The sequence below is a fragment of the Chitinophaga sp. YIM B06452 genome (genome assembly GCF_039655965.1).
GTDB lineage: Bacteria > Bacteroidota > Bacteroidia > Chitinophagales > Chitinophagaceae > Chitinophaga.
Genome location: NZ_JAWLKY010000002.1, coordinates 313,833 through 328,896 on the forward strand (window position 1 = coordinate 313,833; position 15,064 = coordinate 328,896).

General features: G+C 54.8%; 10 protein-coding genes. 2 read left to right on the top strand and 8 right to left on the bottom strand.

Annotated elements, in window-relative coordinates; genetic code table 11:
• Nucleotides 1-12: 12 nt before the first annotated feature.
• The 8 genes from R3I13_RS10935 to R3I13_RS10970 all read right to left on the bottom strand — a co-directional run bounded on the left by R3I13_RS10935 (nt 13) and on the right by R3I13_RS10970 (nt 13,268).
• A complete protein-coding gene (locus R3I13_RS10935; RefSeq protein ID WP_346317987.1) occupies nt 13-3,240 on the bottom strand; it encodes a polysaccharide lyase family 8 super-sandwich domain-containing protein in 3,228 nt (1,075 codons plus the stop codon).
• 43 nt (nt 3,241-3,283) lie between these two features.
• Nucleotides 3,284-4,666 (bottom strand): mandelate racemase/muconate lactonizing enzyme family protein, encoded by a 1,383-nt coding sequence (locus R3I13_RS10940; protein ID WP_346317988.1) that lies wholly within the window; start codon nt 4,664-4,666, stop codon nt 3,284-3,286.
• The gene (locus R3I13_RS10945; RefSeq protein ID WP_346317989.1) at nt 4,663-5,043 is read right to left on the bottom strand and encodes a DUF5017 domain-containing protein; all 381 of its coding nucleotides are present in this window, start codon (nt 5,041-5,043) and stop codon (nt 4,663-4,665) included. Before R3I13_RS10945 ends, R3I13_RS10940 begins: the two co-directional genes overlap by 4 nt.
• Nucleotides 5,044-5,065: 22 nt before the next feature.
• Nucleotides 5,066-6,913, bottom strand: a complete 1,848-nt coding sequence (locus R3I13_RS10950) for a RagB/SusD family nutrient uptake outer membrane protein (RefSeq protein WP_346317990.1) — start codon at nt 6,911-6,913, stop codon at nt 5,066-5,068.
• Between the two features lie 24 nt (nt 6,914-6,937).
• A complete protein-coding gene (locus R3I13_RS10955) occupies nt 6,938-10,351 on the bottom strand; it encodes a TonB-dependent receptor (protein ID WP_346317991.1) in 3,414 nt (1,137 codons plus the stop codon).
• 217 nt (nt 10,352-10,568) lie between these two features.
• Complete coding sequence (locus R3I13_RS10960; RefSeq protein WP_346317992.1) at nt 10,569-11,720, bottom strand: FecR domain-containing protein; 1,152 nt, start codon at nt 11,718-11,720, stop codon at nt 10,569-10,571.
• 84 nt (nt 11,721-11,804) lie between these two features.
• Nucleotides 11,805-12,389 carry an RNA polymerase sigma-70 factor gene (locus R3I13_RS10965; RefSeq protein WP_346317993.1) on the bottom strand — a complete coding sequence of 195 codons (585 nt, stop codon included), beginning with the start codon at nt 12,387-12,389 and terminating at the stop codon, nt 11,805-11,807.
• Between the two features lie 84 nt (nt 12,390-12,473).
• The gene (locus R3I13_RS10970) at nt 12,474-13,268 is read right to left on the bottom strand and encodes a DUF72 domain-containing protein (RefSeq protein WP_346317994.1); all 795 of its coding nucleotides are present in this window, start codon (nt 13,266-13,268) and stop codon (nt 12,474-12,476) included.
• A gap of 136 nt (nt 13,269-13,404) precedes the next feature.
• Here R3I13_RS10970 and R3I13_RS10975 point away from each other — a divergent pair, with 136 nt between their 5' ends.
• A complete protein-coding gene (locus R3I13_RS10975; protein ID WP_346317995.1) occupies nt 13,405-13,959 on the top strand; it encodes an RNA polymerase sigma-70 factor in 555 nt (184 codons plus the stop codon).
• Between the two features lie 97 nt (nt 13,960-14,056).
• Nucleotides 14,057-15,028, top strand: coding sequence for a FecR domain-containing protein (locus R3I13_RS10980; RefSeq protein ID WP_346317996.1), 972 nt, complete (start codon nt 14,057-14,059; stop codon nt 15,026-15,028).
• Nucleotides 15,029-15,064: the final 36 nt, after the last annotated feature.

Consider the following 15,064-nt stretch of genomic DNA (forward strand, 5'->3'; position numbering starts at 1 on the left):
TCCAAATACTGTTTACTGCTTAATAAATATGCTTCTCTCCTGTAAGCCTCCACCCGTAAGCACCACCAGGTAACTGCCACGAATAAACGTCGAAACATCCAGCGGGTGACGGTTCTGGCCTTTCTTCACGGTGATCTGCTGCCGTTGCATCAATGCGCCCTGCATGTTGAATATTTCCACGTTCACCACACCGTGCTCCGCCGCAACAAAATCCGCCACCATCGTTTTGCTGGCGGGATTGGGGAAGAGCGTAAATTTTTTCTCTTTATTCTCCCCTGTATGCAAAGCCGCCAGCGCAGCCGTATCCGTGTATGCCAGTTCAGATGCGCGACGGGCAGCATCCGGCACTTTCAGCTTAATGGTTTTCGCAAAGCCATGCTCCAGCGTAAACGAAGCCGTGACCGTTGTAGCCTGGTTTGTGATGGCCACGCCCGAAAGGTTTTCCACTACGTCCCAATTGCCGTTCAGCACCAGGCTCACGGTGCGGGGAAGCGCCCGCCAGTAATAATTAAATGCAGTTTCCGTCTGGATGTTCATATCCGGCGAATTGACCGTTACCGTAATGGTATCGCCGCTTTCGCGGATACCGGCTATGCATACGGCAGACACGCTCTTGATATGCCCGGTGTTCACGGCGGTATTGGCTTTGAAGAATACATAGCCAGTCAGGTTAAGCGGGTTGTATTTGACGATATGCATGGTATCCGTTTGTTTGAGGATGCTGTACAACGTGCCGCCCGCCAGCTGCGTAGCCAGCGCCTGCATGGCTGTGGGCGTTATGCCCGGCGCCACCACGTAATGATATTTTGCACTCACGGGGTTCACGCCATGGTTCATCCAGGCTTTGCTGGCGTAGGCGGAGTCGTAGGAATTGGGAAGGCTGGGGTTGGACACGGTTTCTTTGGGCGTGATTTGTTTCCCCCTTATCACGCGCACTGTTCCGTTGCCCTGTGGGATATAATACCCGGTAGACTGGCCATTCAGCAGCCAAAGGTCTGCCGGCTGCGTGTCTATCGTCTGGTCGTATGTGGAATTGGAAACCGGGGTAACGGAATTCACATAAATATCCGCATTGCTTGTTTTATTGACGGCCTGAAAAAAATTAGTGGCCACATTCCCCAAACCATTCAGCGCATTGATGCTGCTGCCGAGGCAAACCAGGATACTGTCGAACGCGAACACGGACTTTTTCGCTTTCAGCCGCGAGGGGCTATAGTTCCCATTTGCTTTCTCATCCAGGTTTAAACCGAAGATGCCCTCCTGCCCCAGCGACAGCGAACCTGCAAAGTTGTTGTTCTGGAATTCCATGGCCGTCGTTTTTAAAGGCTGCAAGCCCGCGAAATCGGGGAAGTGAACAGTGGTGGTGCCGGGCATCACATTCCAGTCCCAGCCTTTGCCGGCGAGGATGTAGCCTGTAGCCGCCAAAGTGCCGCCATATAACACTTCCAGGGTACCATAACTCTGGTACCGGCCATAGCGGTTTTCGGCGCTGTAGATCTCCGCGCCGAATATCTTGCTGGTAAACCCGCGCATCACCGCCACCCAATTGCTTTTCCGCTGAATGCCCAGCGCGCCGTAGTTGTATTGATAAAAACCGTCGGCGGATACAGGCGGTGCGGGGAATGTGCCGGTGCCGGTTACGGCATTATAAAAACCGCCCATCACCGGGTCTGCCGTTGTTCCTTTGATATCCCCGCCCACCAGCACAAACTTTTGAAACTGCGCAAGGCTTACGGGCAATGCAGCGGGAAACGGGTTCCTGCCTGATTCCGCATGCGCGAAGAGCACGCCGCCGGAAGAGCCTGCCAGCAGGTATTTAAAGCCAAGGCTGATGTTCTCGTAAGCTGCAAGGTCCACGCGGTATACGGTGCCTTTCAGCAGATCCGCCATGTCTATCCACTTGCTCCAGGCCCCCATGTAGCTGGTATGCTGCGAGCCGTGGTGATAGCCCACGCCGTCAGGTTTCATGCCGTCGCGGCCGCCGAGGCCGGGAACAGTATTGCGCTCCAGGAAACGTTTTACCATTTTCACATCTCTCACTGCCGCATTATCATCAGGGTTGGCAAGGGCCAGCTCGAAAAGGAATGCGATGCGGATGTTCAGGTAGTCTACGCTGTAACCTTCCATGAACGTTGCGCCGTAGACCACGCTGTACTCATTGCTCCATTTGAGCATGTCCAGCACTTCGGCCCGCAGGTCAGCCGGGTACAATGGCAGGGCTTCAAGAAAACCGACGGGGAATGTGCGCGCATTGGGATAAGAATTCGTCTGGTGCACGATCCTCCCTCCTTCCGCCAGGCCTTCGCTCAGCAGGTATCTTGTAAATAAGAGCAGCTTGTTTTCCGCATCGGTATCGCCGGCTTTTGCGCCCCTGGCCAGTGAAGCGATGTAGTTGGAAAATATCACCAGCGAATCCGCGCGGTAAATGTTGTAAATGCCCCTGCCGTTGAGGCTGCCGTCTGCATGGGTCTGTACCTGGCAGCCCTGCACAAAGTTCTTGGCGATGGTTAACAATGTATCGGCGCCGGCAACGCGGGCAAAACGCATCCTGAGCACTGCAAGGTCGGCAAGCTCCGCGGATGTGGCGGCGGTAACAGGCATGTCGGGCCCGCTTTCCCAGTTGGGCAGCACATTCAGGTAAGGCGCGTTGGTGACGTGCTGCCTGAAATCCGCGTAATCCGGCCATACATGGGGGCCGGGAATGCGTACATCTGCATTGCCGATGAGCCTGGCTTCGTCTATATGCAGGGTGCAGCTGTCTGCCGGGTTTACAGGGAGATAGGTGATGCGCATTTCCTCGAGGTTGAAGGGAGACGCCGCTATGCCGCTGCTGTAATCGTAGTAATAAGACCGGTGGAATTCGCGCCAGCCTTTGAAATTGAGCAACATCTTCCCTTCGCGGCGCACTACGCCGGTTTCGTCCAGGAACTGGAACAGCAGCGTGTCGTTGGTAGCAGCCGGGGAATGGAAAAATATCTGCGCCTGCGAATTGGTGGCGTTGTTCAGCTCCGCGGAAGGAATGGCCAGCGCAGCAGCGCTGAGATACTCGCCGTTTTTTGCCTTCCATAACAGTGCCTGGCCGCCGGCCTTCACATGCTGTGGGCTTAAAGACAATGCCGTGGCCGAATTGGTATTCCAGTTCATCGGCAACGCACTGTCGAAGGAAACGAATCTTTGCTGGGATTTAACCTGACCGCACACTGCCAATGTCATTACTGCAAAAAGTAAAAATGTTTTCATTGCTAAAGTGTTTTAATACATCTGATTAAATAACCGCATGCTATCATTTCAGGCGGCGGTGGAACATTTCTTCGTAGTGGGCAGACGGGAGGAAGATGCCCCCGCTTTGCCGGTAATAGTCATCATTCAGCTCAAACACCCCGTCGCGCGGCTGCGTCCATGATGCGCCGGCCAGCGGGTGCCAGGCGCTCATATTCTTCCAGTTGCGGTAATTCATATCGCCGTTGGTTTCCATGATCCCCATGCCGATACCCGGGAAAGGCATCAGGCGGGCGGCAATGTTTTTGTTCCATTCCACGAGCACGGGGTTCACCGTCAGGTCCGCGCACAGGCAGGGTATTTTCTTTTCCGCGGCCAGCGCGGCTATTTTCATGGACAAAGTGAGCGTTTTGGCAATGCCTTTCAGCACCATGGCCGTGTATCCCTGTCCGATCCTGCGCAGGGCGCCGGCTTCGTCATGCACGCTTTCATCTGCCGCCATGCGGATGCCGGTGTCTGATACGTCTTCGTCGTTATGCTCGGCCAGCGGCTCTTCATAAAAAAGGATATGCTCCAGCGCACCGGTCTTTTTTGCGTGATCGAGGTAACGCAGCAGCAGTTCCTTCTTTTCATACCGGCCGTTCGCGTCGAGGGTGTAGATCAGCTTGCCGGTGGCGGTGTGCGGCGTGCGCAGGTCTTTCAGCACACGGTGCACCTGGCTCAGCCGCTGCATGTCTTTCTCCAGCATTTCAGCCTGCGTGCCGGGGTAGCCTGTTTTGATCTTGAACACAAAATATCCCGCGGCTGCGGCCCGTTCCAGTTCTTCTACGGGCATGCCGTAAGGCACCTGGTAAGTAACCGCCACTTTGCTGTTTTGATGGGACAGCCCTTTCTTATAAGGCGCAGGTATCATCGCGTCAAAGCTCTCAAGGCCGTTCTCCGCGGCATACAGCAGCCAGGCCGCATTGTCTGCGCTTACCAGCGCATTGTATACGAAATTGGTGTGCAGGTCTTTTCTCCCGGTGATCTGCCGCGCTTCGGCCAGCAATTGCGGGAAAATGGTTTCCTGCAACATTACGGGGTCGGTGAAAGGCGTGTTCTTTATGAGTTTCAGTGCCCTTACGGCCACGAGGTACATCAGGGCATTGCCTTCCGTTTCAGTATGCGAGGCGAACATTTCCGCGTCGCCATACAGTACGCTTTGCGTCGCGATGCCCGTTCTGCTTTTGCCGGAGGCCGCCTGCAAGCGCGAAGCCACCTGCCACAGCTCGGTGAGGTAACCGCCTTTGAAACCGAATGGCCGCAGCAACGCTTCGCGTTCAAAATCCGAATCGGCGTGCGTCACGGTGATGTTGCCGGCGGGCTTTGCCAGCACGCGCGAAAGGCCGCTGCCGCTGAGTGCGGCCGCCATGCCGGCGTTCTTCAGAAAAGCTCTCCTGTCCATCATTCGGTAACAGTTACGTCTATTGCTTTTACGACTTCTCTTACACCGTAGATGTTGGCGTTCTTCGCTACGAAATAAGCCTTGTAAACACCCTTCGTCCTGTAAGCGTAAGCGAACACAGCAAGCCTGGAATCGGAATTGCCTTTCACCGCCAGCGATTTGTTCACGCCATCGGGCGCGCCGGGCACGTATTCATTCCCGGCTTCGCCGGAATAAAAGGAAATAATACCCGCCGTGCCTTCAAATTCAAACACGCCTTCTTTCCCCGCCTGGAAAGTAACAGCGGCGGACCGCACATTAAAATCAGGCGTTTCAGGCAATACTTCCTTTTTGCATGCCATCATCAGCAGCATGCAGCAGATCATTTGTACATATTTCATCGATACGAGTTTTAATAATGCATTACCAACCGGGATTTTGGGTCAATGCCCTGTTTAAGGTTAATTCTTTGGTGGGAATAGGCCATAGTGTATTCCTCTCCGTTATATTGGGCCCGAAACCTTTAATAAAAAGGTTCAGATAGGCCGGCGTGGTGAGGGTTCCCAGGTCTTTTTCGATGGTAGCGGAAAGCGTGTGCATCCGCTCCACGAAAATGCCCCAGCGGATCAGGTCCGCTTTCCTGAACGTTTCACCATTCAGCTCGCGCGACCGTTCATCCTGTATGAACTTGCGGAACTGGTCCTTGCCAGCTGTTGCAGCCGCAGGCATTTCCGCGTCTGCAGCAGTATAGATCGTCGCTGTAGCCGCTGCGCCCGAGCCGTTGCCGCCGATAAAGGAGATCGCCGGAGCAGACGTATACCCGGTACCGTTAGCTTTCCCGTACATCGCGTCGTTGGCGAATACGATGCCGGTCACTTTCCCGCCTGCAACAGTAGCAGTGGCGGTAATGCCGGAACCGCCGCCGCCCGTGAATGTCACGGTTGGAGCCGTAGTGTATCCCTCGCCGCCGTTGGTGATCGTGACAGATTTTATACCGCTGCTCCATCCTCTCCTTCTTACTTTATTCACCGCCTCTATAGCGTCAGGAGTTGGGCCGGAAATTTCATTCTCCGCTTCGGCAAACATCAGCAGCACATCGGAAAAGCGCAGCAGCGGGCAGTTGGTGGGTGTGCCGGTATTGTTCTTGGGCAGCACGATCTCGTATTCGCGGCGGTATTTCCCCGGCCAGCGGTTATACGCGGTGTTGCGGTTTACGGAAGTGAGAAAAACCTTGTGATTGGCAGGCTGGCTGGCGGTACCATAGTTGAATGTCGCGATACACCAGTCGCGGCGGGCGTCGCCTTCCTGGTAACGGTAATAATTGTCCGCCGTGGCTTTGATGCCGGCGTAAGCAAAACCGGTCTGCGTATTCTGCGTAGCAGGACCATTCACATCCCCGAGGGAACCTGTTTCCGTGTAGGCGTCAGATTTATTCCCCCAGTATTCCACTTCCCATAAAGATTCTTTGATATCGTACTTGTCAGATATGAGGTTGATGAACACGCCGGGATAAGAAGGATTCAGGGCGTGACCGGCTTCAGCGTCGTCTATCACTTTTTTGGCCCAGTTGCGTGCCTCAAGGTATTTGGCAGTTTCTCTCACCGGGTAGCCGGCCATATGCAGGCATACCCTGGCCAGGATGCCACGCACGGCGGATTTGTTCACCCTGCCGCCAAAGCCCAGCTGCTGTATAGGCGCCACCAGCGCTTCTGCCTGCGTCATATCCGCGATGATGCGCTCGTATACTGCCTTGGCCGTTGCCTTCGGCACGTCCACATCATTAAGGGATTTAGGCGGCTCCAGTACCAGCGGCACGCCGCCGAAGCTCTGCACCAGCATAAAATAGTAATATGCCCGCAGGAATAAAGCCTCTCCTTTTACTTTTGAACGGATGGCCGCGTCGATAGACGGGTTGTTGTCCACGTTGGCAAGCAAATAATTGGCGCGCCCGATGCCGATGTAGAGATTGCTCCAGAAGCTCTGGAAATCGGGATGGGCGGCGGTATAATCGTAAATATGCAGGCCGCTGAGCGGGGAATTCTTTACATACCAGTGCTCGTCGCCTTCGAAACCGAAACGAAAATGAATGGGGTTGGAATACAGCGTGCCCAGGTTGTCGTACACGCCGTTCAGCGCAATATTCAGCTGCTCTGCCGTGCGGTAATAATCAGCGGGCTCCAGGAAATCTTTCGGTTTGCGGTCCAGCTTCTCTACGCAGCCCGTAAAGCCTGCAAGGATAAAAACGGCGATCAATAAATTTCTGTACTTCATGTTGTATAATATGAGCGTCAGGAATTAAAAAGTGACATTCAGGCCAAACACGATCGTTCTGGCGATCGGGTAAGCGGAAAAATCGAAGCCGGGCGTGAGCACGGAACTACGCACAGATACTTCGGGGTCCATGCCGGAGTAGCCGGTGAACGTAAGCAGGTTCTGCGCAGCCGCCGTGAGCCTGAGCTTGTTCACATGCAATACCTTCAGCCATCTCTGCGGAAGATTGTAGCCGAGCGAAACGGTTTTGAGCCTGAGATAGGAACCGTCTTCCAGCACGCGCGACGAATAGCTGCCAATAGTGCCCTGGCCGCCTGCTTTGAAATTTTTGTTGGTGGGATTGGTTTCGCTCCAGCGGTCCAGGTAGCTGGCAAACTGGTTCAGGCTGAGCCTGATGTTGCCGTTGCCTTCGAACATGTAACGGTTGGCGTTCAGGATGTCGTTACCGTAAGACCATTGCAGGAACACGTTCAGGTCAAACCCTTTCCAGGAGAAGTTATTGGAAAAACCGCCGGTATGGATGGGCTGCCCCCGGCCGATCACCACGAGGTCTGCCGGGGTGATATTGCCGTCGCCGTTCATGTCGCGGTATTTGATGTGGCCCGGTTGTGCGGCCGCGCCGTTGTTGGTGATGCCGGGCTTCAGGGTATAAACGCCTGATGCGGATTTATCGAAGTCCGTCAGCTGGTATACGCCGTCGAAGATATACCCGTAGAACATGCCTGCGGGCTGGCCCACCTGCGAAATGTACGGCGGATTGTTATTGTATTGCGTTTCGAAGCTCACCGTGGAATACAGCGCGTCCTGCCCCCTCACCAGTTCCAGTATCTTGTTCTGGTTGAAGCTGATGTTGAAATTGCTGCTCCATTCAAAATCCTTCGTCCTGAAATTGACGGTCTTCAGCCCCAGCTCTATCCCCTGGTTCTGTATCTTCCCGATGTTCTGCTGCGCCTGTAAAATGCCCATGGTAGCGGGCAGGTCGGCATTCAGCAGCAGGTCGCTGGTGATCTTGCGGTACCAGTCTGCCGTAAATTCTATGCGGTTGCCGAACAGGCCGAGATCGTAGCCGATGTTCAGCTGGCGGGTGGTTTCCCATTTCAGATTGCTGTTGCCCAGGCCGGAAATGATGGCGCCTTTGCCCGGCACGCCGTTGTTGAAGGAATAAGAGCTGGCAACGGGAAAACTTAATCCTGAAAAAGCGTCATAGTTCCCCACGCGGTTGTTGCCCGTGCTGCCGTAACTCACTCTCAGCTTGGAGTTGGAAACAAACGCCAGCCCTTTCATGAATTCCTCTTCCTGCATGTTCCATGCAAAAGACCCGGAAGGGAAATAGCCCCATTTATGCCCTTTGGCGAATTTGGATGAGCCGTCTCCGCGGAAAGTGAACTCCAGCATGTATTTGGAGCGGTAGTTATAGCTCAGCCGCCCGAAGAAGGACGCGATAAAATTCTCGCCCGAGCTGGCGAACGAGGAATATGGTATGCCTTCGTCGAGGCCGGGCATAGACAGCTGCTCGTTAGGCAGGTTCTGCGCCGCGTAGCCGTATGTCTCGGCCCGGTAGTCCTGGAACGATACGCCGCCCAGCGCGGTGATCTTATGGTCGCTGTTGATGGTGGTATTGTAGGTAACGGTGTTGTCGTTAGACCAGATGTTTGTTTCCGTAAAGGTCACGGAACCATGCTGCCCTCTTACATTCCGCGGGTTCAGCGGGCTGCCCTGCACGGTCTTGGAATTGTAGAAGATGTCGCCCCGCCGCTGGCGGTTAGACATAGAGCCGGCGAACCTGAACACGAGATTGGATACCGGGCTGTAGGTCAGGTAACCGTTTGCCAGGAAGTCGGAGGTGCTGTTCCTGTTGTATTCGTTATTGCTGGTGGTAATGGGGTTCAGCCGGATGTCGTACTGGTTGATGAAGGCCATATCACCGTCATCGTCCAGCAGGTCCACATTCGCATCGCCGGCGATGGGCCTGTAGCCCCATGCGCGCGACAGCAGGTAGGTGGTGAACATTGGGCCGTTGCCTTCAGACAGCGGCTGTCCGTTCGTATTGATCCTGCTGTAATTGACGGTGATGCCGGCTTTCAGCTTGCTGCCAATGGACTGGTCTATCGCTGCGCGGCCCTGGTAGCGCTTGTAGCCGGAGTTAATCACGATTCCCTGCTGGTCGTACACGGAACCGGAAATGGAATACCGCGTTTGCCCCGTGCCGCCGCGGATGGCAATGTTGCTGATGAGGATGGGCGACTGGCGGAACACCTGGTCCTGCCAGTTGATGCCTTCCGCGCCGCGGTAATCTTCCAGCGTGCGGCCATTCTGGAAATACGTGTTGGCGGCGGAGGTCTTGTTCAGCTCTGCCTGGTATTTTACAAATTCATAGGCATCCATCACGGGGATCGTTTTCTGCACCTGCTGCACGCCGTAGGAAGTGTTGAAGGTCACTACAGGCTTGCCTATCCTGCCTTTCTTGGTTTCCACCAGTATCACGCCGTTTGCCGCCCGGGAGCCGTAAATGGCGGTGGCGGAGGCGTCTTTCAGGATGTTGATCGTTTCAATATCGTCGGGGTTCAGCATACCGTCTTCCGGGTCTTCTATCGGGAAGCCGTCTATAACATACAATGGTGAATTGCTTTGCGTAAGGGAGTTGGCGCCACGGATCACGATGTTCATGCCTTTGCCGGGCTGGCCGTCCTGCGAGGACACCTGTACGCCGGCAATGCGCCCTGCCAGCGCTTCGGAGAACGACGCTACGGGCGCTTTGGCAAGGTCTCCCATATCTACCTGGCCTACAGCGCCCGTGAGATCCGCTCTTTTTACCGTGCCATAGGCCACCACCACTTCCACCTGGCCCAGCGTATTGGCCTGCTGTTTCATGCGGATCCTGCCGAGGTTCAGGTCTGCGTTTTCGGTAACGTTAACGGGTATACGCAGCGGTTGGTATCCCAGGCAGGAGATCTCCAGCTGGTAGCTGCCCGGGGCCACGCGCGCGAGTAAAAATGCGCCCCGGTTGTCCGTCGAAGTGCCTTTGTTCCCGGGCATCAGCCTAACGGACGCACGCTGTACGGGTACAGCGGCACTGTCTTCCAGCGTGCCGGTGATGTTGCGCGCAATCAGCGCCACCTGCGTGGCCGCGCCCCTGCCGCTTTCCTGTTTGCGGTAGATCAGGATGGTCTTGTTGCTGATCTCGTAACCCAGCGCCTGCCCCTGCAAGGCAGCGTCCAGCAGGCGTTCCAGCGGCATGTCCACAGCATGCAGCGATACCGGGCGGCTGCCGTTCAGCACTTTTTTGTTGCTGAACACAACGTAGCCCGTTTGTTTTTCGATGATGCTGAAAACTTTGGTAAGGGGCATGTTACTGCCCGAAACGGTCACGGTCTGGGCAATATTCTTCCCCGAAACATGCAGAAAAAAAACCAGCAACAGGTAAGCGGTGTATCTCATGGCGCGGAACATTTTGGCAAAGGGCCCGGGCATGACGGGGCCCCTGCAAATAGCTTTAAATTGCATACTTTTACATTGATTTGGTTGACTAATAACCAGTCTGCCGCGACTGTGCGTATTCATCGTCCGCCAGGTCACCGATGCGCTCCGGGCCCTAATCCGGGGCGTATTCTTTTTGTGACGGCGGTGTTTTTTATGTTGCTTCCGTTATTTTATTTTACCTGCCGGTGATCACCACGAGCCTGTTATTTCCTTCCAGCCTGTATTCCAGCCCTGCGCGTTCCAGCATTTTGAGCATGGCGGAAAGCGGCATGGCGCGCTGCATTTTGCCGTAGAATTCCATGTCCGGTATGCCGTTTTCATATACGATCTCTATGTTGTACCAGCGGGAAAGCTGGCGCATCACTTCTGCCAGCGAAGCATCCTGGAAATTGAACAGGCCGTTCTTCCAGGCTACGACCTTGTCAACATCCACATCCCTGTTCACTTCCAGCCCTGCGCCTGTGCTCACGGCCTGCTGGCCCGGGGAAAGCTGTATGCCGGCTGCGCCTGCCGTTACTTTCACTTTGCCGCTGAGCAAGGTGGTGGTGATATTACGCTCATCCGTATATGCGTTGACGTTAAATGAGGTGCCCAGCACCAGTATTTCCGTTTCTTTATTCACCGTTACCTTAAACGGCGCGGAGGCATCCTGTGCTACTTCAAAATAAGCTTCGCCGGTAAGCTCCACTTTTCTTTCATTTTTACTGAACGATACGGGGAAACGGATGGATGAAGCGGCATTGAGCCATACTTCCGTGCCATCGGGCAGGCGCAGGCGGTACTGGCCGCCGGGAGGCGTGGCAAGCGTGTTGTAGGTATTCTGACCGGCCCCGTTGGCAGCGTATTGCAGGCGGCCGTTCTGTTGGGCGATGGCCCCTCCTTTCTGATTGATCTGCCTGGCGGAACTGTCTACCGTTACCACGCTGCCGTCTGCCAGGGTGAGAATGGCTTTATTGCCGCCCGGCTGTATATCCGCCACCTGGGCGGTTTCCGGGGTTTTCGTGTTATTATCGAGCAGAAAGTACACGCCTCCGGTCATCACCAGCAGCAGCACGGCGGCCGCGGCGGCGAAGTACAGTTTCAGCCTGCGTATGCGCGGCCGGGAAGGGATGCCTGCTTCTATGCGGGAATAGATGCGACGGAAAACTTCTTCATCGGGCTCCTGCCAATATTTTTCCGCTTCAAGATTGCCCAATACCATCTCTTCAAATTGCGCCAGGTACAGCGGATCGTCCAGCAGTTCTTTCAATTGCCGCTCCTCCGCCGCAGTGGCAGCGCCTGTTACGTATTTATCTGTCAGTTCTTCCAGCAGGGCCTTGTTCATCATGTTTTGAATGCAGTTAACAATAAAGACGCAAAAGGAAAACAGTACCGGGGATGGGTTTGTAAAAAAATCAGATATTCTTAATTCCTATATGTAATACAGGCAGAATATGAGCATATGCAGGTGGTTGCCGTTGTTCTTAAGATAAGTACGGAGAAAATTGAGGGCGAGGGTGATGTATTCGCTCACCGTGTCTTTGGAGATGCCGAGTTCGGCGGCTATCTCAGCATGCGATTTCCCTTCGAGGCGGCTCATTTCGAAGACCCGTTTCCGTTTGGGCGGCAGCTGCTCAATGCCTTCGCGCAGCAGGTTGTTCAGTTCCTTCAGCTCCAGCTGGCTGTCTGGTATATAAAGTGTTTCCGTTGCGTCCGTTTCTTCCGCGGGATGCGTTGTGGCGAGCTTTACCCGCAGGCGCGACACGATCTTGTTCCTGGCGGTGATAAACAGGTAACCGCGGAAATTCTCTATGTTGGGTAGTGTTTCCCGTTTTTCCCAGATGGCGAGAAAAACATCCTGCGTCAGCTCTTCGGCCTTTTCCGGCGAGCGCAGGTAAGCCAGCGCATGGGCGTAGATGTTGGGCCAGAAAGCTTCCACAATGGTCTTCAGCGCCTGCTGGTTGCCGGCGGCCATCTCATGTAATAAATATGCCTGGTTTTGAATATCCGCGTACATCCCGTGGTGGCTGGCTTGGTGATCCGACCCTGGTCAATATCGGGACTAAAGTATAAAAAAGAACAGGAATTCCGCTCAATCGTTTCAATATCCTTTTTCAGGGGTAGCAGAATCCACCGCCACCATGCCGTTCAGGGTGATGAGGTTACTAATGGCATCGCCGATGGTATTGTTGAAATAGACATAGACATCTTTCCCTTCGTTCATCCATTGCCGGACCTGCGCGGCATACCGGTGAAGGTGCGCATCATCGTACCCGCCCCTGTAATCGCCCGCCGGGCCGTGAAAACGCAGGTACACGAAACGCGCTTTCCTGTTCATCCGCACATTCATTGATCCTGGAATGTCGTGCAGCACCACGCTGCAGGCGTGTTCGTCCGCCAACTCATATACCTCGCCGATGTACCACGAAGGGTGCCTGAATTCGAGCGCTACCTTCCAGCCATGCGCAGGGCGGATATGTTGCAGTATGTCCAGCAGCTGCTCCACTTTGCTGAATTGCTCCACGGTGACCGACGGTGGGAACTGTACCAGCAGGCAGCCTTTTTTACTGCCCGCCTGGCTGATCACTTCCATGAAATGCAAAACGTCTTTGGGTTGGTATTCCAGACCTTTGGCATGGGTGATCTCCCGCCAGAGCTTAAAGGTGAATGCAAAATCATCCGGCACACTATCCGCCCATTTCTTTACCGTAGCAGCTTGCGGCACTTTGTAGAACGAGCTGTTTATCTCAATGCTGTTGAACAGGGAACTGTAATAGGTGAGTCGGCTTTTGTCGCGGAACGCGGGCGGGAAAGCTTGTTTATTGGGCACAGGCAGCACCAGGCCGCTGGTGCCTGATCTGAACACGACTTTACGGGTATGTTGCCTTCCTGCCATAAAAAGCTATTCATCAAAAACCCCACCAGTATGTTGCATGCAGAAAAATCGCGGATTCTTTGTAAATTCAACCCGTGAATGCTGACGTTCACACGAAACATTTACCAATCAAAATCGGGTGGAAAGTTATTCAGATATGGATCTGATCGGGATGATCAGGGGGAATGACCACGACGCTTTCCGGGAGCTGTACAGGCGGTATTGGGAGCCGTTGCTGCTGCAGGCGGCCGGCAAAACCGGTTCGCTGCAGGATGCGGAAGATATCCTGCAGGAGCTTTTCGTACATCTCTGGGAAAAACGGTCTGGTTTATTTATTACCGGCGCTGTAGGCGCTTATCTTTTCACGGCGCTCCGCAACAGGATCATCAATTATTTCCGCGCACAGCTCACCCAAACCACGCATATCCGCGAAATTTCCGGCACGCTGCCCCAGGCAACAGACCATCACCAGGCGCCCCTGGCCATCAAGGAACTGGCCGCGCAGGTAAAGGCCGAGCTGGACCAGATGCCTGAAAAAATGCGCACCGTTTATCTCAAAAGCCGCGAAGAAGGCCTCTCCGCCCCTGTGATTGCCTCGCAGCTCTCTATTTCCGAACAGACCGTCCGCAACCAGATATCCAACGCGCTCAGGCGCCTGAAAGGCAAGGTCGCAGCGTATTACCGCGGCCATTCCCTGCCAAACTCCCTGTAGGCAAAGTTTTTCTTTATTCTCCCCTCCTTTTCAAAAAATATTTTCCCGCCATCTGGTATACCCGGCATTTTGAAGTGTCTTATTAATAAAGCCGGTTTTGGATACGCATAAACACATAGCGCAATTATTAAAGAAGTACGCCGAAGGCACCTGCGCCCCGGAGGAAAAGGCCATTGTGGAACAATGGTATGCCTCCCTGCCCGGTCAGCCCGGCGAACCGCTGCCTCCTGCGGAAGGGGACCTGCTCTGGGAAAAGATCGCAGCCCGCACCGGCGGAGAATTGCGTCCCCGCCGCTTCATCCGCGGCATACGCTGGGCCGCGGCGGCAGCCATATTGATCGCAGCATCTGCGGCGTTATGGCTCGCCCGTCCAAAACCAGGCGCTGAACTGCAGCAGATCACCGCCGCGGCAGGCAACATCGTGCCGCTATCCCTGCCCGATGGGTCCCGCGTTTGGCTCAGCAGCGGCGCCAGCGTGCGCTACCAGCCCGGCTTTACGGAAGGCCGTCATGTAGTGCTGGAAAAAGGCGAAGCCTTCTTCGATATCAAACAGGACGACCGGCATCCCTTTACCGTGGAAGCCCGCGGCACCCGCACGCGCGTGCTGGGCACTTCTTTCAGGATCAACGCCGGCCTGCCGGAAGAAGCCGTGGAAGTGACCGTGATCACCGGTAAAGTACAGGTGGAAGGAAAAAGCCAGCCGCCCGTGGTGCTCAGCCGCCAGGAGTCTGCCGCCTTCAAACCGGCGCAACCCGTACCGGCTGTGAAACAAACAGACACGGCACCGGCAGCCCCGCAATCCGCGCAGGCCCGCGAAGGATGGCAGGTGCGCTCGCTGGAGCTGGACAATGTGTCTACCGGCGAACTGGCCCTGCTACTGGAAAGCATTTATAACGTACGCTTCAGCTTCGAAGAAGAACGGCTGAAAGCATGCAGGAATACCATCAGTATCAATACCGGCCGCCCGTTGCCGGAAATACTGGACAAACTGAAATTGATCAACCATCTTGAATATAAGGTCACACCGGGAGGAATTTTGATTTACGGCGCCGGATGTGGCGACATTTAAAATAATTAGACTGAGCTGCAGCAAAGGCTGCATATT

Bases quoted from the DNA above. Each gene is read 5' to 3' on its own strand.
- R3I13_RS10945 (WP_346317989.1), bottom strand. From the start codon at position 5,043: ATGAAATATGTACAAATGATCTGCTGCATGCTGCTGATGATGGCATGC.
- R3I13_RS10950 (WP_346317990.1), bottom strand. From the start codon at position 6,913: ATGAAGTACAGAAATTTATTGATCGCCGTTTTTATCCTTGCAGGCTTT.
- R3I13_RS10940 (WP_346317988.1), bottom strand. From the start codon at position 4,666: ATGATGGACAGGAGAGCTTTTCTGAAGAACGCCGGCATGGCGGCCGCA.
- R3I13_RS10955 (WP_346317991.1), bottom strand. From the start codon at position 10,351: ATGAGATACACCGCTTACCTGTTGCTGGTTTTTTTTCTGCATGTTTCG.
- R3I13_RS10970 (WP_346317994.1), bottom strand. From the start codon at position 13,268: ATGGCAGGAAGGCAACATACCCGTAAAGTCGTGTTCAGATCAGGCACC.
- R3I13_RS10960 (WP_346317992.1), bottom strand. From the start codon at position 11,720: ATGATGAACAAGGCCCTGCTGGAAGAACTGACAGATAAATACGTAACA.
- R3I13_RS10965 (WP_346317993.1), bottom strand. From the start codon at position 12,389: ATGTACGCGGATATTCAAAACCAGGCATATTTATTACATGAGATGGCC.
- R3I13_RS10935 (WP_346317987.1), bottom strand. From the start codon at position 3,240: ATGAAAACATTTTTACTTTTTGCAGTAATGACATTGGCAGTGTGCGGT.
- R3I13_RS10975 (WP_346317995.1), top strand. From the start codon at position 13,405: ATGGATCTGATCGGGATGATCAGGGGGAATGACCACGACGCTTTCCGG.